The sequence below is a fragment of the Psychroserpens jangbogonensis genome (assembly GCF_000797465.1).
GTDB classification, from domain to species: Bacteria; Bacteroidota; Bacteroidia; order Flavobacteriales; family Flavobacteriaceae; genus Psychroserpens; species Psychroserpens jangbogonensis.
The window spans coordinates 1-23370 of the sequence record NZ_JSWG01000008.1; the positions used below are offsets into that span (position 1 = coordinate 1).

The window sequence follows — 23370 nt, forward strand, 5'->3', positions numbered from 1 at the left end:
TCCCTTCTAAACTTCCTTGATCTGAACTATCAAATGTTGGTCCTGTAACTGTTAGAACAGTTCCATCTAAGTTCGTTAAGGTATCCACTAATCCAACATTGGTCAGGGTTACATTTCCGGTATTCTCTACTGTGATTGTATAGTTGATTACATCGCCTGCTCCTAATACACCATCACCATTATCTGTAACACTAGCACTCTTCTCTGCTATAATACTTGGATCTTCACAACCATTTACATTAGGATCTATTGAACTAACATCGTTTTGCTGACCTGTGGAGCCTCCTACTTGTGGTATACCATTTGCATCAACCACGTCACCAAGAGAATCATCACCATCTAAATCTGAAGCAACAAAACCTCCATCAGCTTCAAGAGCATCTGGACATCCATCATTGTCACTATCTGAATCTAAATGATTAGGAATTCCATCTTCATCTGTATCAAACAAAGTAGTGATTGGATTCGTGAAATTATTTACACAATTAAATTCGACACTATGTCTTCTAGCAGAAAGGTTGTTACCTGTGTTCGCTCTTAAACCAAGTCTAATTGTTTGACTTGAAGTGTTTAAGTATCTAGTAGAAAAATTAACTTGAGGATTAATATTTGAAGTTCCCGAAATATTAACATTACTTGATGTTCCAACCAACCAAGGGCTTTCGTCTGTGATCGTAATTTCGCTAGGGTTATCTAGAGTATAACTAATTGGATACTCTGTCCAGTTTTGTTCCGATAAATCTACATTTCCATCAACATCATTAAAATTAATGAATAATTCAGGAATTATAAAAGCAGTATTCGTACCAGTTTGCACAAAATCAAATTGATATTCAACAAAAGGTTGTTGACCTGCCGGAATATTTCCAACACGAGTCTCTGGTTTAAAGAATGTTGGGTCAGTAGAGTTTTCATCAATTACAGTTACAAAGCAATTGTAAACTTCATTAATTGTTACTAAAGCATCAACTCCAGGAGCAACATTAGAAAATCTAAAAACTTCTCCTTCTTTTACACTTCCAAGCATGCCATCTCCAATTTCTTCAATTGGAGTACCACTAAAATCTAAAGTAGTTTGCCCACCACAAATCGGCTGACTATTAGTTGTATTTCCTTGTTCGACAACATCAAGTAATCCATCATTATCGTCATCATCATCACAACCATCTACATATAAATCACCATCATTGTTTTGTGTATCGTCAAAACCAGGACATTGATCATTATTATTAATAACACCATCTCCATCATCATCACATTCTCCTGAAGTAATATTTGGATTGGTTGCACTGATATCATTTTGAAGCCCAGACGAACCTCCTACTTGAGGAACACCATTTGCATCGACAACATCTCCTAAAGTATCATCAATATCTAAATTTGCTAAGACAAACCCGCCGTCACCTTCAAGAGCATCAGGACAACCATCATTATCAGTATCTGAATCTAAAAAGTCTGGTACTCCACCTCCATCTAAATCTTGACAAAGTTCTACAAATATATTATCTAATCTAAAATCATCAGAAACTCCAGGTCCAGCAGAAAATGCTCTAATACTTATAATTGCAGTACCAGTAGCTGATACAAAGAATAAAGATTGTGTAGCAAAAGTGTCTACGCCTCCATTGTCTGCTTGAATTTCAGCAGCAGTTTTACTATAAACTACACTTCCGTCAATTGAAATTTCTAAAGTGGCATCAATTACACTTGTTGCATCAGCAGCATCTTGAAACGTAAATGCTGTTATTACATTTGAATAAACCGTTACAGTTTGTTCAAATGTTGAATCAGAATTATCTGCATTAAATCTTGCAGTTCCACCTCCAACACCTGATCTAAACCAGTCTGAGTTACCAGATTCAGTCCAACCTGTAATTAGGTTTGAATCAAAATTACCATTTGTTAATGCATTTGAAGCATTACACTCAATGGAATCTAATAATCCATCATTATCATCATCGTCATCACAACCATCAGGAATAGTATCACCATCAACATCGGCAGTATCGTCAAAACCTTCACATATATCTGAAGAATTTAAAACACCATCATTGTCACAATCGTTTGTTGGAAAATCTAAACAAGCTCCAACCAAAATAGTCACATTTGCTACATCACAAATTGAATTATCTATGTCTAAACAAATTGTATACTCAACAGTATAAGTTCCAGGTGTGCTTCCTGCAGGAACATTCATAGTTCCATCTGAATTAATTGTTACTCCTGTTAAGCCGCCATCATTACTTATAATAATATTATCATCTATATTGGCATCTGTAGCTGCAATTCCATCTGCAAGATCTTCAGTTGAACCATTATCTAAAAACACGCTTAGTGTTGTTCCTCCTATTATTGGATTGAATGGTGTTCCGCTGAAATCATCGTCTTCTGCAGTTATACTAAAGCTGCAAGAAACTGGAGCAGTGAAAACATTTGAATTAGTAAAAACACATGCTAAATCATCAGAAAATGTAGCTGTAATTGAAATGGCATTTCCATTCGCAGGTAAAACAACATCATCAAACACATAAGGTGATGTTAAACCTGTTACGGAAATAGAACCTGTTCCATCTCCTGTTAAATCCAAAGTCCCAGAAGTAGGTACATCTGAAAATTCTACTGTAATATCTGCAGTAAAAAAATCATCTGCGTCATTTAATGGTGTGGCATTATCATTACACGTCGATTCGTCAGAAGAAGCAATAGAATCAACAGAACAAGTATTAACTCCACATACCTCAAAATTAACTATTGTTATACACTGAAAAGTAGTCGCAGTCGCTCCTGTTAGCCCTCCAGTACTACCGTCAATAACATGTCCTGTAAAACAAATCGTTTTTGTATCTCTATTATATATTGTTGTAGCATGACCTCCAGTACTTACATAAACAGCATCATCGTCATCAATAACATATCCTCCTGGAAGTGTAGGATATTCTGTTGTTGTATCCGTTCCTTGTCCGATTGCTCCTTGATTATTTGAACCCCAAGTAAGCAATATTCTTGTTGATGTCGGTGTAGCACCTTCTGTAATTGCACCAGCACTAGCCCATTGTTCTGAAGACTGATTAGATGATATTTGTAATACATTTTCGATAGGGTTACCTAAAGAATCATCAATTGTATCCCAATTTAATACAGCCGTTGTAGTTTCATTTATTATTTTTTGAGATGTATTAAACCCTACGCCATACATTCTTCTATCTGTTCCTAATGCTAAAACACCATGCTCGTCTGATTGATCATTGTAATACGCCGTAATGTAAGTTGGAGTTGAACCAGGTGCAGTAACTAAAGTAGCATAGTCATAGTCTGCTGCTGTATTACCATCTGCCAAATGTATATTCTCTCCCCATGCATATATATCACCATCATTTTGAATCGCATACAAAGCTACATCGCTCCCTGTGACATGAAAAACATCTGTAATAGGAACTCCTGCAGCCGTCTGTACTTGTTGCCAAACAGTTGCATCTGTTGAAATATTTCCGTTTACTCTGTTTTCCCTTGACGCTATCCATACCTCTCCGGCAGCCGTATTAATTGCAAAAACGTTAGATGTTGCATATAAATCTGTTACATCTGTTGGAAGAACACCAGCAGGCAAAGTCATTGGAGCAAATGTTGCTCCACTTACGAAATCAGAATTGACAACTTCGTCAACTTGACCCCAAGCATATAAGTTTGTTGTTGTCAGCAAAAAAGCCTGACCTCCAGAGTTTCCAGACACTGCATATTGCACTATTGTTCCTGTAAAATTATATCCGTTTGCTGTCGATATTTCTTGAATTGCCGTAACATTTCCTCCATCAAAATCCATATCCTCACCCCAAGTAATTAAACCCGTTGGTGTTTTGGCTATACTTTGGTGATAAGATGTTATAATTATATCATCTTTAGGATTGTAAGTACCGTCTGCTTCTGGAACAGGACATTGTGCAAACAAAAAAGCTTGAAAAAACATCATTGCTGAAAACGCAAATGAAAACTTATTTTTTAACGAGAATCGGGTAGAGATTTTCATAAAATCTTATATAATTATTTATTCTTAAATTTTATATAACACCTTAAATCATCTACTTAAAACAAAAAAAACCTTATCCAATACACATAAATGTATAGGACAGGTTAACTGTTTCTGTTGTAGGTTCAAAATAAGTGCTATTAATCTGGTTCAAATGTAATAATTTTGTGAAAAAATTACTATAAATTTTAACATATATTTAATCGATTAAACGCTTATTTTAATCGATTAAACGCAAATTTAAAGTAATTTCCCTAAAAATAAAAGGTTTTTTGAAATAATTATATCATAGATATTAACATAGGTTAATTTGTGATAAATAATATTCAATAAGCAATATTAGTTATGTGACACATTAATTTTAAAATGTCACATATATTTTAACTTGACACTACTTCTGAAAGAACTACGATAAAACTATATTTTGGGTTTTAAATAGTTTAATAAAATTTATATTTGCACCTACTATAAATGAATATGAGTTTTTTAAAAGAAATCAATAGACGTCGGACTTTCGGAATTATTTCCCATCCAGATGCAGGTAAAACAACATTAACAGAAAAACTATTACTTTTTGGAGGCGCAATTCAAGAAGCTGGAGCTGTTAAGAGTAATAAGATTAAGAAAGGTGCTACCAGTGACTTTATGGAAATTGAACGCCAAAGAGGAATATCTGTAGCCACCTCAGTTTTAGCATTTGAATATGATGGTATCAAAATTAATATTCTTGATACTCCAGGTCACAAGGATTTCGCTGAAGACACATTTAGAACACTTACTGCTGTTGATAGTGTAATTGTTGTAATTGATGTCGCTAAAGGTGTTGAGGAACAAACAGAGAAACTTGTTGAAGTTTGTAGAATGCGAAATATACCAATAATTGTATTCATTAACAAAATGGATCGCGAAGGTAAAGATGCATTTGATTTACTTGATGAAATAGAACAAAAGCTTGGTTTAAAAGTTGTGCCTCTTAGTTTTCCTATAGGAATGGGATACGACTTTAAAGGCATTTACAACATCTGGGAAAAAAATGTCAATTTATTTAGTGGTGATAGTCGTAAAGATATTGAAGAAACGATTGAAATAGACGACTTATCATCTTCAGAATTAGATAAGCTAATAGGCGAAAAAGCTGCACAAACCCTTAGAGAAGAAGTTGAACTCGTTGAAGGTATTTATCCTGAATTTGATAAAGACAAATATTTAAATGGTGAATTACAACCTGTGTTTTTTGGTTCGGCTCTAAATAACTTTGGAGTTCGCGAACTATTAGATTGTTTTGTGGAAATTGCACCAAAGCCTAGACCTAAACATAGTGAAGAGCGATTAGTACAACCAGATGAAGACAAGTTTTCTGGATTTGTATTTAAGATTCATGCTAATATGGATCCTAATCATAGAAACCGTTTAGCTTTTATAAAAATTGTTTCTGGAGAATTTAAGAGAAATGCTCCTTACCTTCATGTAAGACACAATAAAAAACTAAAATTTTCAAGCCCGAATGCTTTCTTTGCTGAAAAGAAAGAAATTGTAGATATCTCCTATCCTGGTGACATTGTTGGATTACAAGATACTGGTAACTTTAAAATTGGAGACACATTAACTGAAGGTGAAATTCTAAATTACAAAGGTGTGCCTAGCTTTTCACCTGAACACTTTAGATATATTAATAATGCGGATCCATTAAAATCTAAACAGTTAAATAAAGGAATTGATCAATTAATGGATGAAGGTGTTGCACAATTATTTACCTTAGAACTTAATGGAAGAAAAATTATAGGTACAGTAGGTGCATTACAATATGAAGTTATTCAGTATAGACTAGAACATGAATATGGAGCAAAGTGTACTTATGAAAATTTAAATGTACATAAAGCCTGTTGGGTTGAACCTTCAGATCCCAAAAGTGATGAGTACAAAGATTTTTTAAGAGTTAAGCAACGTTTTCTGGCTAAAGATAAGCGAGGACAACTGGTATTTTTATCAGATTCTAGCTTCTCATTACAAATGACTCAGCAAAAATATCCGAGTATTACATTTCATTTAACATCAGAATTTGACTAAATGCCTATGTCGTTCGTCGATAGTCAATCTACAAAAACGCATTTCAACGATTAAATCATACACTTTATCGAATTTTTTGAAACTCAAACGTTTTAGTACATACATTTCTATCAGATTGAACCCCAAAATTAATCTACCTATGAAAACTACACCTAATGTTTTCAGTAATAATGATATTACTGTTACCTACAATCCTTGTCAATGCATCAACGCTGAACGTTGTGCTAAAGAACTTTCAAATGTATTTCGTCATTCTGTTATCCCATGGATAGACTTAGATGGAGAATCTACAGAAAAAATAATTCAACAAGTAAAGAAATGCCCATCTGGAGCATTAAAATTTCATATCAATCAAAAAGAAGTCGCTTAAACTTGTATACTAAGCTAAAAAACTCCCTTTGAATTTAAATTCAAAGGGAGTTTTTTATTTATGCTTGTCCTGTTAGTCCAAAGTTTAATGGTCTTGGAGGTTGCTCAAAAAAATATTTTGAGAACCTCAAAAGACTTTATGAAATTCTCGCTTTAAATTGAAACCCTAAGCCTGACCTGTTGGACCAAAATTTAATGGAATTGGAGGTTGCTCATAATCTTTGATTTCCCCATGAGCTTTTTCAAATCTATTTACATTATCTCCTAAAGCTTTTAATAAACGTTTAGCATGCTGAGGCGTTAATATAATTCTAGATTTAACTTTACTCTTTGGTGTACCTGGCATTATACTAACAAAGTCAACTACAAACTCTGACACAGAATGATTAATAATTGCTAGATTAGAATAAGTTCCTTCAGCAATTTTCTCATCTAATTCTATATTGATTCCTTTTTTCTTTTGGTTTTTATCGTCAGCCATAACTATTTGTTTTTAATACTTGAATTTAAAATAAAATCCCGTAAAAAACGGGATTTTATTATTATAATTTGAATTTATAAATTGTCGAAACTATAGTTTCTTTAGTTATAATTCATCTCTTCTTTCGCTTTCATCATTTCATTGAATTCTTCTTTAGAACCTACGATGATGTTATCAAACTTTCTAACACCAGTTCCTGCAGGAATTCTATGACCTACGATTACATTCTCTTTTAAACCTTCAAGATCATCAACTTTAGCATTTACTGCTGCTTCGTTAAGAACTTTTGTAGTTTCTTGGAACGATGCCGCAGAGATAAATGATTTCGTCTGTAATGATGCTCTTGTAATACCTTGTAAAATTGGTGTAGCAGTAGCAGGTTTTGCATCTCTTGCAGTTGCCAACGCTTTGTCTTCTCTACGCAGTATTGAATTCTCATCTCTTAACTCTCTAGAAGATAAAATCTGTCCAGCTTTTAAAGATTCAGAATCTCCTGGCTCTTCAACAACTTTCATTCCGAAAATTTTATCATTTTCTTCGATGAAATCTGCTTTATGAGCTAATTGATCTTCTAAGAATATCGTATCACCAGAATCAATAATTCTAACTTTACGCATCATTTGTCTTACAACAACTTCGAAATGCTTATCATTAATCTTCACACCTTGTAAACGATATACTTCTTGTACTTCGTTAACTAAATATTGTTGCACTGCAGAAGGTCCTTTTATATTTAAGATATCGTTAGGAGTAATTGAACCGTCAGATAAAGGCATACAAGCTTTTACGTAATCATTTTCTTGAACAAGAATTTGATTAGATAACTTCACTAAGTATTTCTTAACCTCACCTTGCTTAGACTCAATGATAATTTCACGGTTACCTCTTTTGATTTTCCCGAAAGAAACAACACCATCAATCGCACTTACAACAGCAGGATTAGAAGGGTTACGTGCTTCGAACAATTCAGTTACACGAGGTAAACCACCTGTAATATCACCAGTTTTAGCAGATTTACGAGGAATCTTAACTAAAATTTTCCCAACCTTAACTTTTTCACCATCATCAATCATAAGGTGAGCTCCTAATGGTAAATTGTAAGAGCGTATAGTTTCGCCTTTAGCATCTTCGATAAGAAGGGTAGGAATTAATTTCTTGTTTCTAGATTCAGAAATTACTTTCTCTTGGAAACCAGTTTGTTCATCAATTTCTACTTGATAAGTGATACCTTGTTCAAGGTTTTCAAACTTCACTTTACCAGCAAATTCTGAAATAATTACACCATTATATGGATCCCACTGACAAATAATATCTCCTGTTTTCACTTTGTCACCTGGTTTAATGTAGATGAAAGATCCATAAGGAATATTATTCGTACTTAATGTGATACCTGTTTTAGCATCTACTAATTTTAATTCTGAAGTACGAGAGATAACAACGTTAACATCATTTCCATCATTATCCTTAGTTTTAACAGTTTTTAGATCTTCAATCTCTGCAACACCATCAAACTTCACTGTTAATTTGTTTTCTTCAGAAATGTTACCTGCAACACCACCAACATGGAATGTACGTAGAGTAAGTTGTGTACCTGGTTCACCAATTGATTGTGCCGCAACGACACCAACAGCTTCACCTCTTTGTACCATTTTACCTGTCGCTAAATTACGACCGTAACATTTAGAACAAATACCTTTCTTAGCCTCACAAGTTAATGCTGAACGCACTTCAACAGAGTCTAAAGCAGACGTTTGAATACGTTTTGCAACATCGTCATGAATATGACCACCTGCTTCAACTAATAGCTCTTCGGTAATTGGATCGTAAACATCATTTAGAGATGTACGACCAACTATTCTAGCCTCAAGCGTTTCAATTATTTCTTCGTTTTTCTTTAACGCCTTAACTTCAATACCTCTTAATGTTCCACAATCTTCAGTATAAATAATAACATCTTGAGACACATCAACTAAACGACGCGTTAAGTAACCTGCATCAGCAGTTTTAAGTGCTGTATCGGCAAGACCTTTACGTGCACCGTGTGTAGAGATAAAGTAATCCAAAATTGAAAGACCTTCCTTAAAATTAGAAAGAATTGGATTTTCAATAATCGATCCTCCACCTGCAGTAGATTTTTTAGGTTTCGCCATCAATCCACGCATACCTGTCAACTGACGAATCTGTTCTTTAGATCCACGAGCTCCAGAATCAAGCATCATAAACACCGAGTTAAATCCTTGCTGATCCTCACGGATACGCTTCATAGACAACTCAGTTAATTCAGCATTTGTAGATGTCCAGATATCAATAACTTGGTTATAACGTTCATTATTTGTTATTAATCCCATGTTATAGTTACCCATAATTCCATCAACTAAGCCATTAGCTTTGTCAATCATACCTTGCTTTTCAGGTGGAATAATAATATCACCTAAACTGAAAGATAGACCACCTTGGAAGGCGAATTTATATCCTTGTGTCTTAATTTCATCTAAGAAATCAGCTGTTACTGGTACACTCGTCTTTTTAAGAATTCCATGAATAATATCTCGTAAAGATTTCTTAGTCAATACCTCATTAATGTAACCTGCTGCTGCTGGAACTTTTTCGTTAAAAAGTACACGACCTACAGTTGTTTCAATAATTTGAGTAGTTAACTCTCCTTCTTCATTAAAATCTTGAGTTCTTACTTTAATACCTGCATTTAATTCTACTTTTTTCTCGTTGTAAGCAATAATTACTTCTTCTGGAGAGTAGAATGTTAAGCCTTCACCTATAACTTTAACTTCAGCAGTAGATTTTCTGAGCTTGGTCATATAATAAAGACCAAGTACCATATCCTGAGAAGGAACTGTTACTGGAGCACCATTTGCTGGGTTTAAGATATTATGAGATGCCAACATTAATAATTGACATTCTAAAATAGCTTCTGGTCCAAGTGGTAAATGTACTGCCATCTGGTCACCATCAAAATCGGCATTAAATGCAGTACACACTAATGGGTGTAACTGTATTGCTTTCCCTTCAATTAATTTTGGTTGGAAAGCCTGGATACCAAGTCTGTGTAATGTAGGAGCACGGTTCAAAAGAACTGGATGTCCTTTTAAAACATTCTCTAAGATATCCCAAACAACTGGCTCTTTTCTATCTATAATTTTCTTAGCAGATTTTACAGTTTTTACAATTCCTCTTTCAATTAGTTTTCTAATGATAAAAGGCTTGTAGAGTTCTGCTGCCATATCTTTAGGCAATCCACATTCAAATAATTTTAATTCTGGTCCAACAACAATTACCGAACGTGCAGAATAATCAACACGTTTTCCAAGTAAGTTTTGACGGAAACGCCCTTGCTTACCTTTTAATGAATCGGATAACGATTTTAATGGTCTGTTAGAATCTGTTTTTACTGCAGAAGCTTTACGAGTGTTATCAAATAATGAATCTACAGATTCTTGCAACATACGTTTCTCATTACGAAGAATTACTTCTGGAGCTTTGATTTCAACTAAACGCTTTAAACGGTTGTTACGAATAATAACACGACGATATAAATCATTTAAATCTGATGTTGCAAAACGACCACCATCTAAAGGCACCAATGGTCTTAATTCCGGTGGAATGATTGGAATAGCCTTCATGATCATCCATTCTGGTCTATTCTCTCTATTTAAATTAGAGTCTCTAAACGCTTCAACAACTTGTAAACGTTTTAACGCTTCAGTTTTACGTTGTTTAGAAGTTTCAGTATTTGCTTTATGACGTAATTCAAATGATAATTCGTTTAAGTCGATTCTTGATAATAAATCGATTAAACATTCAGCTCCCATTTTAGCTATAAACTTATTTGGGTCTGTATCATCTAAATGTCTGTTTTCCGGTGGAAGACCTTCCATGATAGTTAGGTACTCTTCTTCCGTTAAGAAATCCAACTTTTGTAATGGTTCTCCTTCAGCATTCATTGCTTCACCTGGTTGTATAACTACATAGCGTTCGTAATAGATAATCATATCTAAACGCTTAGAAGGTAAACCAAGTAAATATCCTATTTTGTTTGGTAACGAACGGAAATACCAGATATGAGCTACAGGCACAACAAGGTTGATGTGTCCTACTCTATCACGACGTACTTTCTTTTCAGTTACTTCAACACCACAACGGTCACAAACGATTCCTTTGTAGCGTATTCTCTTATATTTACCACAAGCACATTCAAAATCCTTTACAGGACCAAAAATACGCTCACAGAATAAACCGTCACGTTCAGGTTTATGTGTTCGATAATTAATAGTTTCTGGTTTTAAAACTTCACCACGAGAAGCTGCCAAAACAGATTCTGGAGATGCGAGACCAATAGAAATTTTACTAAATTTCTGTATTACATTCTTATCTTGTCTTCTTGCCATAATTACTTTTATAGTCTTGAGTTTTCAATCTTCAGTACACAGTTAAACTGTGTACTGTTGACTGATTACTGTTTTTTTTATTCTTCTAATCTAATATCTAATCCTAATCCTTTCAATTCGTGCATAAGAACGTTGAAAGATTCAGGTAGTCCTGGTTCTGGCATTGGCTCTCCTTTTACGATAGCTTCGTAAGTTTTAGCTCTACCTATTACATCATCAGATTTTACTGTTAAGATTTCACGTAATGTACTTGATGCTCCATAAGCTTCAAGTGCCCAAACTTCCATCTCTCCAAAACGTTGACCACCAAATTGTGCTTTACCACCTAAAGGTTGTTGTGTAATTAAAGAGTAAGGACCTATGGAACGTGCGTGCATCTTATCGTCAATCATGTGACCTAACTTAATCATATAAATCACACCTACGGTTGCTGGTTGATCAAAACGATCTCCAGTTCCACCATCATATAAGTATGTATGACCATATCTTGGTACACCTGCTTCATCTGTAAACGCGTTGATTTGATCTAGAGTTGCACCATCAAAAATTGGTGTCGCATAAGTACGACCTAATTTTTGTCCAGCCCAACCAAGAACAGTTTCGTAAATCTGTCCGATGTTCATACGAGATGGTACACCTAATGGGTTTAATACGATATCAACAGGAGTTCCATCTTCTAAGAATGGCATATCTTCTTGACGAACGATACGAGCAACAATACCTTTGTTACCGTGACGTCCTGCCATTTTATCACCAACTTTTAGTTTACGCTTTTTAGCAACATAAACCTTAGCTAATTTGATAATACCTGCTGGTAATTCATCACCTACAGAAATTGTAAACTTCTCACGACGTAATGATCCTTGAAGGTCATTCTCTTTAATCTTATAGTTGTGGATTAAATCTGCAACTAACGTATTTAAATGATTGTCTGTCGTCCAAACTCCTGAAGTTAAATGTGTATAATCATCTACAGAATTTAACATCTTAAGTGTATATTTCTTTCCTTTAGGAATGATTTCTTCACCTAAGTCATTATAGATACCTTGAGCCGTTTTACCATTTACAAGAGCGAATAATTTTTCAACTAAAACAGCTTGTAAATCATCAAACTTCTTGTAATAGATATTTTCTAATGCTTCAATATCTTCTTTATCTTTTGCTCTCTTACGTTTATCTTTAATTGCTCTTGAGAATAATTTCTTCTCAATAACAACACCATGTAATGAAGGAGATGCTTTTAAAGAAGCATCTTTTACATCACCTGCTTTATCTCCAAAGATTGCACGTAATAATTTTTCTTCTGGTGTAGGATCTGATTCTCCTTTTGGTGTAATTTTACCAATAAGAATATCTCCTGGCTTAATTTCAGCACCAATTCTAATCATACCGTTTTCATCAAGGTCTTTTGTAGCCTCCTCAGAAACGTTTGGAATATCATTAGTTAATTCTTCGTTACCTAATTTGGTATCTCTAACTTCTAATGAATACTCATCAATATGAATAGATGTGAATATATCGTCACGAACTACTTTTTCTGAAATAACGATTGCATCCTCAAAGTTGTAACCTTTCCATGGCATAAATGCCACTTTCATGTTACGTCCTAATGCTAATTCTCCATTTTCAGTAGCATAACCTTGACAAAGTACTTGTCCTTTTTTAACCTTATCACCTTTCTCAACGATTGGTTTCAAGTTAATAGACGTTCCTTGGTTGGTTTTTCTGAATTTTACTAATGGATATGTTTTGGTATCACTATCAAAACTCACCATTCCAGCTTCTTCAGAACGCTCGTATTTTATAGTTACTTCGTTTGCATCAACGTACTCAACAGTTCCATTTCCTTCAGCATTTATCAATACTCTTGAATCTGAAGCTACTTGACGTTCAAGACCAGTACCTACGATTGGTGCTTGAGGGCGCAATAATGGTACAGCCTGACGCATCATGTTAGATCCCATCAATGCACGGTTGGCATCATCATGCTCTAAGAACGGAATCAAAGATGCCGAAATAGAAGCAATTTGGTTAGGCGCAACATCTGTATAATTTACATTTGCTGGATCAATAACTGGGAAATCACCTTCTTGACGTGCAATAATTTTATCTTCTAAGATTTTACCATTATCGTCTACACGAATATTCGCTTGAGCGATTAACATGTCTTCCTCTTCTTCTGCACTTAAATATACAGGTGCATTCTTAATATCTACAACACCATTCTCTGATTTTCTGTAAGGTGTTTCAATGAATCCCATTGAATTCACTTTAGCATAAACTGAAAGAGAAGAAATTAATCCAATGTTTGGTCCCTCAGGAGTTTCAATTGGACAAAGTCTTCCGTAGTGTGTATAGTGAACATCACGAACCTCGAAACCTGCTCTTTCTCTAGATAAACCTCCAGGTCCTAAAGCTGATAAACGACGTTTGTGTGTAATCTCTGCCAGTGGATTGGTTTGATCCATAAACTGAGATAACTGATTAGTTCCAAAGAATGAATTAATAACAGAAGATAAAGTCTTCGCGTTAATTAAATCAATCGGTGTAAATACTTCATTATCACGAACATTCATACGCTCACGAATGGTACGAGCCATACGTGCTAAACCAACACCAAATTGAGAAGATAATTGCTCACCTACTGTACGTACACGACGGTTAGATAAGTGATCAATATCATCAATCTCTGCTTTAGAATTGATTAATTCGATTAAATATTTGATGATAGTAATGATATCTTCTTTAGTAAGCACTTGCTTATCCATTCCGATATCCAACTGTAATTTTTTGTTCATTCTATAACGACCTACTTCACCTAATGAGTAACGTTGGTCAGAGAAGAATAATTTGTCAATAATACCACGTGCTGTTTCCTCATCTGGCGGCTCAGCATTTCGTAATTGACGATAGATGTGCTCAACAGCTTCTTTTTCAGAGTTTGTTGGATCTTTCTGTAATGTATTATGAATAATTGCGTAATCTCCTTGTTGTGCACTTTCTTTATGTAAAAGAATAGTTTTTACACCAGCTTCAAGGATTTCTTCAATATTATCTTTATCTATAATAGTGTCACGATCTAAAACAATTTCGTTACGTTCAATAGATACAACTTCACCAGTATCTTCATCTACGAAATCTTCATGCCATGTATTTAACACACGAGCAGCTAGTTTACGACCAACAACTTTTTTAAGACCAGATTTTGATACTTTAACTTCTTCAGCAAGATCAAAAATCTCTAAAATGTCTTTATCACGTTCAAAACCGATAGCTCTGAATAATGTTGTAACAGGTAATTTTTTCTTTCTATCAATGTACGCATACATTACCTGATTAATATCTGTAGCAAATTCTATCCAAGACCCTTTGAAAGGGATTACTCTTGCAGAATATAGCTTAGTACCATTTGCATGGAAAGATTGACTAAAAAATACACCTGGAGATCTATGTAATTGTGATACAACTACACGCTCTGCACCATTGATACAGAATGTTCCACTAGGTGTCATATATGGAATTGTTCCAAGATATACATCTTGAACAATTGTTTCAAAGTCTTCATGTTCTGGATCTGTACAATACAGTTTTAAACGTGCTTTTAATGGCACACTGTATGTAAGTCCTCTTTCGATACACTCTTCAATTGAATATCTAGGTGGATCAATGAAATAATCCAAGAATTCTAATACGAATTGATTACGTGTATCTGTAATTGGAAAGTTTTCCATGAAGGTGTTATATAACCCTTCATTTCCTCTTTGTTCTGATTTTGTCTCTAACTGGAAAAAATCCTGGAAGGATTTAATTTGAATATCCAAGAAATCTGGATAATCAGTTCTGTTAATTATAGAAGAGAAATTTAATCTTTCAGCTGTATTTGCTAACATCGATGAACGAGATTTTGATTAAAAAAAATATTTATTTTCCTGTGCACTTTTTTATACACAAAAGGGTTTAGGTCATTCCGACTATTTCGAAAGACCTAAACCATAATTTGTAGGTTTGTTAAGCTTACTTAAGCTCAACCTCTGCTCCTGCTTCCTCTAATTGAGTTTTAAGAGCTTCAGCTTCATCTTTAGCAACACCTTCTTTGATAGCACTAGGTGCATCATCAACTAAACCTTTTGCTTCTTTTAATCCTAAACCAGTTAATTCTTTAACTAATTTTACAACTGCTAGTTTAGAACCACCTGCTGCTTTAAGGATTACGTCGAATTCTGATTTTTCTTCAGCAGCTTCCGCTCCTGCTCCTCCACCTGCTGCTACTGCTACTGCTGCTGCTGCTGGTTCGATACCATATTCGTCTTTTAATATTGTCGCTAATTCATTAACTTCTTTTACCGTTAAATTAACTAATTGTTCTGCGAAATCTTTTAAATCTGCCATTTTCTACCGTTTTTAATAATTTTAATAAAATATAATTTGTTTAAGTGCGTACTTATTTGATTATCCTTCTTTTTCGGATAATGTTTTGAGAATACCTGCAATTGTTCCACCACCTGATTTAAGTGCTGAAATAACATTCTTAGCTGGCGATTGTAACAATCCAATGATTTCTCCTATCAACTCTTCTTTAGACTTGATATCAACGAGCATATCTAATTGATCATCTCCAAGGTAAACAGACTCTTCAATAAAAGCTCCTTTAAGCAATGGCTTTTCAGATTTTTTACGGAAGGCTTTAATTACTTTAGCTGGAGCATTACCAGTTTCAGAATACATCACAGATGTATTACCCTTTAAAACTGTAGGAAGTTCTCCGAAATCTCTTTCAGAAGCCTCCATAGCTTTAGTTAATAATGTATTTTTTACTACGCTTAATTGCACGTTTGCTTTAAAACAAGCGCGACGTAAGTTTGAAGTGCTTCCTGCATTTAATCCAGAAATATCTGTTAAATAGATATTAGCATTATCTGCTAACTGAGCAGTTAACTCTTCAATTACTTGTGATTTTTCTTCTCTTGTCATAATAATAAAGATTTAACTACTTATGCGAATTTTACATCAATTGCGATACTAGGACTCATCGTACTAGACATAAAGATGCTCTTCATGTAAATACCTTTAGATCCAGTTGGCTTTAATTTATTTATAGTCGTTAACAATTCCATTGCGTTGTCCTTTAATTTATCAGCACTAAATGATGCTTTACCTATAGGAGCGTGTACGATTCCTGTTTTATCAACTTTAAAATCAATTTTACCAGCTTTCACTTCTGCTACTGCTTTAGCAACATCCATAGTAACTGTTCCTGTCTTTGGATTCGGCATTAAACCTCTTGGGCCTAATACTCTACCTAAAGGACCTAATTTACCCATGATAGCAGGCATAGTAACGATAACGTCAACATCTGTCCAACCACCTTTAATTTTTTCAAGGTACTCATCAAGCCCAACGTAGTCGGCTCCAGCAGCTTTAGCTTCCTCCTCTTTATCAGGAGTTACTAATGCTAGAACTTTCATGTCTTTACCTGTTCCATGTGGAAGAGACACTACTCCTCTAACCATTTGATTGGCTTTACGAGGATCTACACCTAATCTAATTGCTAAATCAACAGAAGCATCAAATTTTGTGTAAGTGATTTCCTTTAATAATACAGTTGCATCTTCAAGAGAGTATAATTTATTATTCTCTACCTTAGCTACTGATTCTTTTCTCTTTTTTGTTATTCTTGCCATTTCAAAAATTTTTAGTTAGGTGCTTGACCACCTTTAACTGTGATTCCCATTGATCTTGCAGTACCAGCAACCATCTTCATAGCAGACTCGATTTTAAAGGCATTTAAATCTACCATTTTATCTTCTGCGATAGCTTTAACTTGATCCCAAGTTACTTTTGCCACTTTCTTTCTGTTCGGTTCTCCAGATCCTTTCTTTACTTTGGCCGCTTCTAATAATTGTACTGCCGCAGGAGGTGTTTTGATCACGAAATCAAAAGATTTGTCTTTGTAAACAGAAATTACAACTGGAAGAACTTTACCAGGTTTATCCTGAGTTCTAGCGTTGAATTGCTTACAAAATTCCATGATGTTAACTCCAGCAGCACCTAAAGCGGGTCCAACCGGTGGCGACGGATTCGCTGCACCTCCCCGAACTTGTAATTTAACTACTTTACCTAATTCTTTTGCCATTTTACTTATTTTAGTTTTGCATCTCTTCTATTTTGAAGCTAAAAGACACGCTATCTATATTGTAACAATTATTAAACTTTTTCAACTTGCATATAACTCAATTCTAATGGCGTTTTTCTTCCGAAAATTTTAACCATTACTTCTAGTTTACGCTTTTCTTCATTTATCTTTTCAACAACACCATCAAACCCATTAAATGGACCATCAATAACTTTTACTGTCTCACCAATAGTGAATGGTATCGCTACATTTAAATCAGCATCAACAGCCAATTCATCAACTTTACCTAACATTCTATTAACCTCAGTTTGTCTTAATGGAACAGGGTCTCCTCCTTTTGTTTCACCTAAAAAACCAATAACATTAGTTATAGATTTAATAATATGAGGAATCTCTCCACTTAAATTTGCTTGTATCATTATATAACCAGGAAAATATACTTTTTCCTTGTTTATTTTTTTTCCTTTACGGATTTGAATTACTTTTTCAGTAGGTACTAAAACTTGATCAACATAATCTTCTAAACCTAATCTAGAAATTTCATTTTCTATATAAGCCTTGATTTTATTTTCTTGACCACTTACAGCTCTAACTACGTACCACTTTTTATTTACACTTGTCTCAGACATCATTCTTTGGTTTTATAGTTTGTTATATCAACTCAAAATAAGCTTTGATAACTTTACTGAAAACAGTATCAACTCCCCAAATAGCTAATGAAAAAATTATTGAAAACACAGCTACTAAAATAGTTAAGCTTTGCGCCTCAGACCATGGTGTCCAAGTCACGTTGTTTTTTAATTCTTCAAAAGATTCTTTAATATAATTTATAATTCCTGCCATTTGATTTTGTATTTGCACGGGTTGAGAGACTCGAACTCCCGACACCTGGTTTTGGAGACCAGTGCTCTACCAACTGAGCTAAACCCGTAAATATAAATCAAGGCGTTCGCCTTTGACGAACACCTTAACTCATATTTATATAATAAATATTTTAGTCTAAAATCTCAGTAACCTGACCTGCACCTACCGTTCTACCACCTTCACGAATTGCGAAACGTAAACCTACGTTCATTGCAATTGGTTGAATTAATTCAACGATGATTGTTAAGTTATCTCCAGGCATTACCATTTCAACTCCATCAGGAAGCGCAATGTTTCCAGTTACATCAGTTGTACGTACGTAAAACTGTGGACGATAGTTATTATGGAATGGAGTATGACGTCCACCTTCTTCTTTTTTAAGTACATAAACCTCAGCTTTAAATTTAGCATGTGGTGTTACTGAACCTGGCTTACAAATAACCATACCTCTAGAGATTTGAGATTTTTCAATACCTCTTAGTAAGATTCCTGCATTATCTCCAGCCTCACCTCTATCAAGAATTTGACGGAACATTTCAATACCAGTAATAGTAGATGTTAATTTCTCAGCACCCATACCAATGATCTCAACTGGATCACCTGTATTACCAACACCAGTTTCGATACGACCTGTAGCAACAGTTCCACGACCAGTAATTGAGAATACATCTTCAATTGGCATTAAGAAAGGCTTATCCATATCACGTACTGGCTCTTCGATCCAAACATCAACAGCTTCCATTAATTCCATTACAGTATCTACCCATTTTTGCTCACCGTTAAGTGCACCTAAAGCTGAACCAGCAATTACAGGACCATTATCACCATCATATTCATAGAATGACAACAATTCTCTAATTTCCATTTCAACTAATTCTAATAATTCATCATCATCAACCATATCCACTTTATTCATGAATACAACCATACGAGGAATCCCTACCTGACGTCCTAAAAGGATGTGCTCACGAGTTTGTGGCATTGGACCATCTGTAGCAGCTACAACTAAAATCGCACCATCCATTTGAGCAGCACCAGTAACCATGTTCTTTACGTAATCGGCGTGACCTGGACAGTCAACGTGAGCGTAGTGACGATTTGCTGTTGCGTATTCAACGTGTGATGTATTAATTGTAATACCTCTTTCTTTCTCTTCTGGAGCATTATCAATTTGATCAAACGACATTGCGTTTGATAAACCTGCATCAGCTAATACTTTAGTAATAGCAGCAGTTAAAGTTGTTTTACCGTGATCTACGTGTCCAATAGTACCTATGTTAAGGTGTGGTTTTGAACGATCGAAAGTTGCCTTTGCCATGTTTAATTTATTTAATCTTATTTATATTAGTGTTCAATTTAATTCAATACAAAAAAAAGAGCCAATGACGAGATTTGAACTCGTGACCTCTTCCTTACCAAGGAAACGCTCTACCCCTGAGCTACACCGGCTTTAAAGGTTTTTTTTCTAAACAGAAACGTTTACTCAACAATCGAATCAACACTTGAGTTGATTCGATTTAGAGCGAGAGACCGGGTTCGAACCGGCGACATTCAGCTTGGAAGGCTGACGCTCTACCAACTGAGCTACTCTCGCATTATTTACAACTATCTTACTAGTTGAAGGTTTCAAAATTTTGTGGGGAGAGCAGGATTCGAACCTGCGAAGACGTAGTCAGCAGATTTACAGTCTGCCCTCGTTGGCCGCTTGAGTATCTCCCCTATTTTAAAGAACATTTGCTAAAATTAACTTGTGTTATTCTTAGACTTTTTTAGAGCCGATGGAGGGACTCGAACCCACGACCTGCTGATTACAAATCAGCTGCTCTAGCCAGCTGAGCTACATCGGCTTTTATATAACTTTTTGGCTATAAAAAAAGCCCGCTATTTCTAACGGACTGCAAATGTAAAGATTTATTTATTTATTCAAAACATTTTTTGAAAAATTTTACTACATATGTGCTCTTAATTTTTCTTTTCGCTTTTTTAACTGTCTTTCTAACGACGAAACTGCCATATCTGTGCCTTCTTCAAATGTTTTACATTGTTTTTTTACAATAAAACTATCTCCAGGGACTTTAACTCTAGCTTCAAAAATCTTATTTTCCTTATCACTTGTATTTTCAAGCTTAAGATATACGTCAGATTGTATCACTTTATCATAAAACATATCTAGCTTATCCATGCGCTTTTGAATAAAGTCAATTAGTTTTTTATCTGCGTTAAAATTTACGGATTGTGTGTTTACCTTCATATTCTATCTTTTATTAGTTAGATAATATTACTTTTTACTTCTTGGATGTGTATTTGAATACACTTTTTTTAATTCTGCTATACTATTATGTGTATAGATTTGTGTTGCCGCTAAACTAGAATGACCTAGTAGTTCTTTTACAGCATTTAGGTTTGCACCTTGGTTTAGTAAATGAGTCGCAAATGAGTGCCTTAAAATATGTGGACTACGTTTTACCTTGGAAGATGCCTTACTAAAGTAATCATTTATAATTCTGTAAACAAGTGTTTCATAAATTTTAACCCCTTTTTTGGTTAAAAACAAATAAGAACCATCTTGTATAACATTGAGTTCACTTCTTGCAATTACATAAGTTTTCAAAGTTTCAACTACAGATGGTATTAACGGAATAAATCTTTCCTTATTTCGTTTTCCTAAAACCTTTAAGGTTTTATTTGCAATATCAACATCGATAAGTTTAAGCTGAACAAGTTCTATACGTCTGATACCAGTTGCATAAAACAGTTCAATAATTAATCGATTTCTTAAGCCTTCAAAATCTGTAGCAAAATTTAATTCTTCAAGTACTGTCTTTATTTCCTGTTCAGAAAAAGGAACTTGTATTTTTTTACTGGTCTTTAATGCTTTGTGCTTGGTAAGAGGATTAACTTCTATCTCTTCAATTTTTAAAAGAAATCTATAATAGGAATTTAAAGAAGAAATCTTTCTGTTAATACTTCGGTTTGAAATTCCGCTATCTACTAATAGTATTATCCAACTCCTTATTTGTTGATAGTTGACATTTGTAATTGATTTAGAATCAAATTCAGATACAATAAAATCAGAAAAATCTTGAATATCTTTAAGATAGGCCTTGAGTGTTAACTGAGAATAGTTTTTTTCAAGTAATAAATAATCTGAGAATGATTGCAATGACATTTAAACACTTTAGAATTAAATCTAAAATACAAAGTTTTAATTACAATCTTGTTAGAAACAAAAAAATCCCATTATTTCTAATGGGATTTACTATCATTTAAACACAATTAAACGGCTTCTTGATCTCTTAGACCTTGAACGTACTGTGCTTTTTGTACTTGTTCTCTTCTTTGAACAGAAGGTTTTGTGAATTGTTTGCGTTCTTGCAACTGGTTTTTAACCGTTGTCTTCACAAACTTTCGTTTGTAACGTTTTAACGCTCTATCTATATTTTCTCCTTCTTTAACTGGTATTCTTAACATAGTGTCTTAACCTCCTCTCTTTTAAAATTTTTAAGGCTGCAAATATAGGAAGGAATTTAAGATTTCAAAATAAAAGCCTTGATTTTTAAATAAGAAGATGTATTATTTTAAATTACTGCTTAAAAAGTGACGCGCGTTTACTTAAATCTTTTATTAGTTGCTCGTCTTCTTCACTCTCTAATAAAATATTGTAGTTTTTCCAAAATGCTTTATCATATGGCCTTGGCGCAAAGATATCTGAATCCCAATCTGCTAGTAAAGCTTCAGCAATAATTTGATCGTCTTCAATAATATCTGAAAACAAGATTTCTTGAATGGTATAATAAAAACGTTCTTCATTATAATATTTAGCCTTCTCCTCTTCCGTTAACTTTTCTGAGGTCTTCAAACCAACGTTAACCAACTTAGGTGTTTCATAATAAATATAATTTGGATACATCTTGTCGTTGTATTCCATATAGGTCATTACTAATTTATGGTTAAGCTGAGTTCCAAAAAGAGTTTTACTTCTACTTTTTTGAGCATCAGAAGCAGCAACGAGTTCGTATTCAATTTTTTTAATTGCATAATTGTCCCAATAAATATAAACCCAACCTTGAGCTTTAAAGCCTTCATTAAAAATACCATCAGTGTCTAGACCAACAAAATCCTTACTATCTGAGATTTGAATTTTATAAATCTTACGATCATTATCGACTAAGACCGTATCCAATTTAAACTGATGCTTATCTAAAATATTCTCTCCGAATAAAGCTTTGGCAGCATTAGAATTCCTTACCAAGTTTAGTTTTCCTTTAAACAAGTTTTCGAGTCCGTTAACTCGAGTATCATTCCATTTAATAGCTTTAACCAAAGAAGATGTTTTGATGGTATCTCTTTTTAAGTTTTTAGCTTTTAGTTTCCTGTTATTTTCATAACGCTTTAAATAAGAATAATAAGAGAATATACTATCTACATCACGAAGATCATAGCTTTTGCGAACCTGATCCACATTGATTTTTAGATGATCTTCTGAAGACGAAGAGTAACCTGAATCATAAACAGTAATAGCACTTTCAATTAGCCATTTAAACTCTTTAGAATTTCGCTCTTTATGTCTTAAGAATCCTTTTTGAATGTAAGCAGAATCTGGAAGATTTTCAGATAATCTTTCTATAGCTTTTAAAATAATATCATTCCCAGTTGTTGGACGGTTTTCAGCAATAAGGATAATTTCATCTAAAGCAGCAATATCTTCCTCAAGATAAATCTCTTCTGTATTATCAAATTCGTTAACTGGTATTTTAAAGCTTTTATAACCTATAGAAGAAATGATAAGTGTATCTAATTGTAATTCATTAGAAACTTGTAACACAAATTTTCCATCCTGATTACTTACAGTTCCGATTGTAGTATTTTTTATATAAATACTAGCACTCTCAATTGGCATTAAGGTCGTGAAATCTACAATCTTATTTTTCAACTCAGTTTGAGAAAACGAAAGCATACTGAATAAACAGAAACAGTATATTATGAATTGCTTAGCTAATTGAGATTTCATTATAATTAATTTTAGATT

General features: G+C 34.1%; 17 protein-coding genes and 5 tRNA genes. 2 read left to right on the top strand and 20 right to left on the bottom strand.

All coding sequences use genetic code 11. The features are described 5' to 3' along the window. Positions 1-4024, bottom strand: a 4024-nt coding sequence (locus tag RH81_RS05765; RefSeq protein ID WP_420912075.1) for a DUF7507 domain-containing protein, incomplete at its 3' end; no start/stop codon positions are given. Between the two features lie 477 nt (positions 4025-4501). Here RH81_RS05765 and RH81_RS05770 point away from each other — a divergent pair. Beyond that, entirely contained in the window at positions 4502-6091 is a 1590-nt protein-coding gene (locus tag RH81_RS05770) for a peptide chain release factor 3 (protein WP_033958948.1), read from the top strand. A 139-nt stretch (positions 6092-6230) separates the two neighbouring features. Further along, the gene (locus RH81_RS05775; RefSeq protein WP_033958949.1) at positions 6231-6461 is read left to right on the top strand and encodes a (4Fe-4S)-binding protein; all 231 of its coding nucleotides are present in this window, start codon (positions 6231-6233) and stop codon (positions 6459-6461) included. A gap of 165 nt (positions 6462-6626) precedes the next feature. On the opposite strand, the gene RH81_RS05780 is transcribed toward RH81_RS05775, so the two are convergent. From RH81_RS05780 to RH81_RS05870, 19 genes are all read right to left on the bottom strand, one after another. After that, positions 6627-6941, bottom strand: coding sequence for a DUF3467 domain-containing protein (locus RH81_RS05780; protein ID WP_033958950.1), 315 nt, complete (start codon positions 6939-6941; stop codon positions 6627-6629). 101 nt (positions 6942-7042) lie between these two features. Beyond that, positions 7043-11344 carry a DNA-directed RNA polymerase subunit beta' gene (gene rpoC, locus RH81_RS05785; RefSeq protein ID WP_033958951.1) on the bottom strand — a complete coding sequence of 1434 codons (4302 nt, stop codon included), beginning with the start codon at positions 11342-11344 and terminating at the stop codon, positions 7043-7045. Between the two features lie 77 nt (positions 11345-11421). Further along, entirely contained in the window at positions 11422-15234 is a 3813-nt protein-coding gene (gene rpoB / locus RH81_RS05790) for a DNA-directed RNA polymerase subunit beta (protein WP_033958952.1), read from the bottom strand. 124 nt (positions 15235-15358) lie between these two features. Beyond that, positions 15359-15733 carry a 50S ribosomal protein L7/L12 gene (rplL, locus tag RH81_RS05795; protein ID WP_033958953.1) on the bottom strand — a complete coding sequence of 125 codons (375 nt, stop codon included), beginning with the start codon at positions 15731-15733 and terminating at the stop codon, positions 15359-15361. 60 nt (positions 15734-15793) lie between these two features. Then, on the bottom strand, positions 15794-16315 hold the full coding sequence (rplJ, locus tag RH81_RS05800) for a 50S ribosomal protein L10 (RefSeq protein ID WP_033958954.1): 522 nt from the start codon (positions 16313-16315) through the stop codon (positions 15794-15796). A gap of 20 nt (positions 16316-16335) precedes the next feature. Further along, positions 16336-17025, bottom strand: a complete 690-nt coding sequence (rplA, locus tag RH81_RS05805; RefSeq protein ID WP_033958956.1) for a 50S ribosomal protein L1 — start codon at positions 17023-17025, stop codon at positions 16336-16338. A gap of 11 nt (positions 17026-17036) precedes the next feature. Continuing rightward, complete coding sequence (gene rplK, locus RH81_RS05810; protein ID WP_033958958.1) at positions 17037-17477, bottom strand: 50S ribosomal protein L11; 441 nt, start codon at positions 17475-17477, stop codon at positions 17037-17039. 71 nt (positions 17478-17548) lie between these two features. Further along, entirely contained in the window at positions 17549-18106 is a 558-nt protein-coding gene (gene nusG, locus RH81_RS05815; protein WP_033958959.1) for a transcription termination/antitermination protein NusG, read from the bottom strand. 22 nt (positions 18107-18128) lie between these two features. Continuing rightward, positions 18129-18320, bottom strand: coding sequence for a preprotein translocase subunit SecE (gene secE / locus RH81_RS05820; RefSeq protein ID WP_033959310.1), 192 nt, complete (start codon positions 18318-18320; stop codon positions 18129-18131). A 15-nt stretch (positions 18321-18335) separates the two neighbouring features. Then, positions 18336-18408: transfer RNA gene (locus tag RH81_RS05825), tRNA-Trp, on the bottom strand. 63 nt (positions 18409-18471) lie between these two features. Continuing rightward, a complete protein-coding gene (tuf, locus tag RH81_RS05830; RefSeq protein WP_033958961.1) occupies positions 18472-19659 on the bottom strand; it encodes an elongation factor Tu in 1188 nt (395 codons plus the stop codon). A 59-nt stretch (positions 19660-19718) separates the two neighbouring features. Next, a tRNA-Thr gene (locus tag RH81_RS05835) sits at positions 19719-19790 on the bottom strand. A 72-nt stretch (positions 19791-19862) separates the two neighbouring features. Next, positions 19863-19935 (bottom strand) — tRNA-Gly (locus RH81_RS05840). A gap of 43 nt (positions 19936-19978) precedes the next feature. Then, positions 19979-20060: transfer RNA gene (locus RH81_RS05845), tRNA-Tyr, on the bottom strand. Positions 20061-20114: 54 nt separating this feature from the next. Beyond that, positions 20115-20188: transfer RNA gene (locus RH81_RS05850), tRNA-Thr, on the bottom strand. Positions 20189-20289: 101 nt separating this feature from the next. Next, complete coding sequence (hpf, locus tag RH81_RS05855; RefSeq protein WP_033958963.1) at positions 20290-20592, bottom strand: ribosome hibernation-promoting factor, HPF/YfiA family; 303 nt, start codon at positions 20590-20592, stop codon at positions 20290-20292. A gap of 27 nt (positions 20593-20619) precedes the next feature. After that, positions 20620-21510 (bottom strand): tyrosine-type recombinase/integrase, encoded by an 891-nt coding sequence (locus RH81_RS05860; RefSeq protein WP_033958965.1) that lies wholly within the window; start codon positions 21508-21510, stop codon positions 20620-20622. Between the two features lie 107 nt (positions 21511-21617). Further along, entirely contained in the window at positions 21618-21812 is a 195-nt protein-coding gene (gene rpsU / locus RH81_RS05865) for a 30S ribosomal protein S21 (RefSeq protein WP_033958966.1), read from the bottom strand. A 112-nt stretch (positions 21813-21924) separates the two neighbouring features. Next, positions 21925-23352 carry a carboxypeptidase-like regulatory domain-containing protein gene (locus tag RH81_RS05870; RefSeq protein WP_033958967.1) on the bottom strand — a complete coding sequence of 476 codons (1428 nt, stop codon included), beginning with the start codon at positions 23350-23352 and terminating at the stop codon, positions 21925-21927. Positions 23353-23370: the final 18 nt, after the last annotated feature.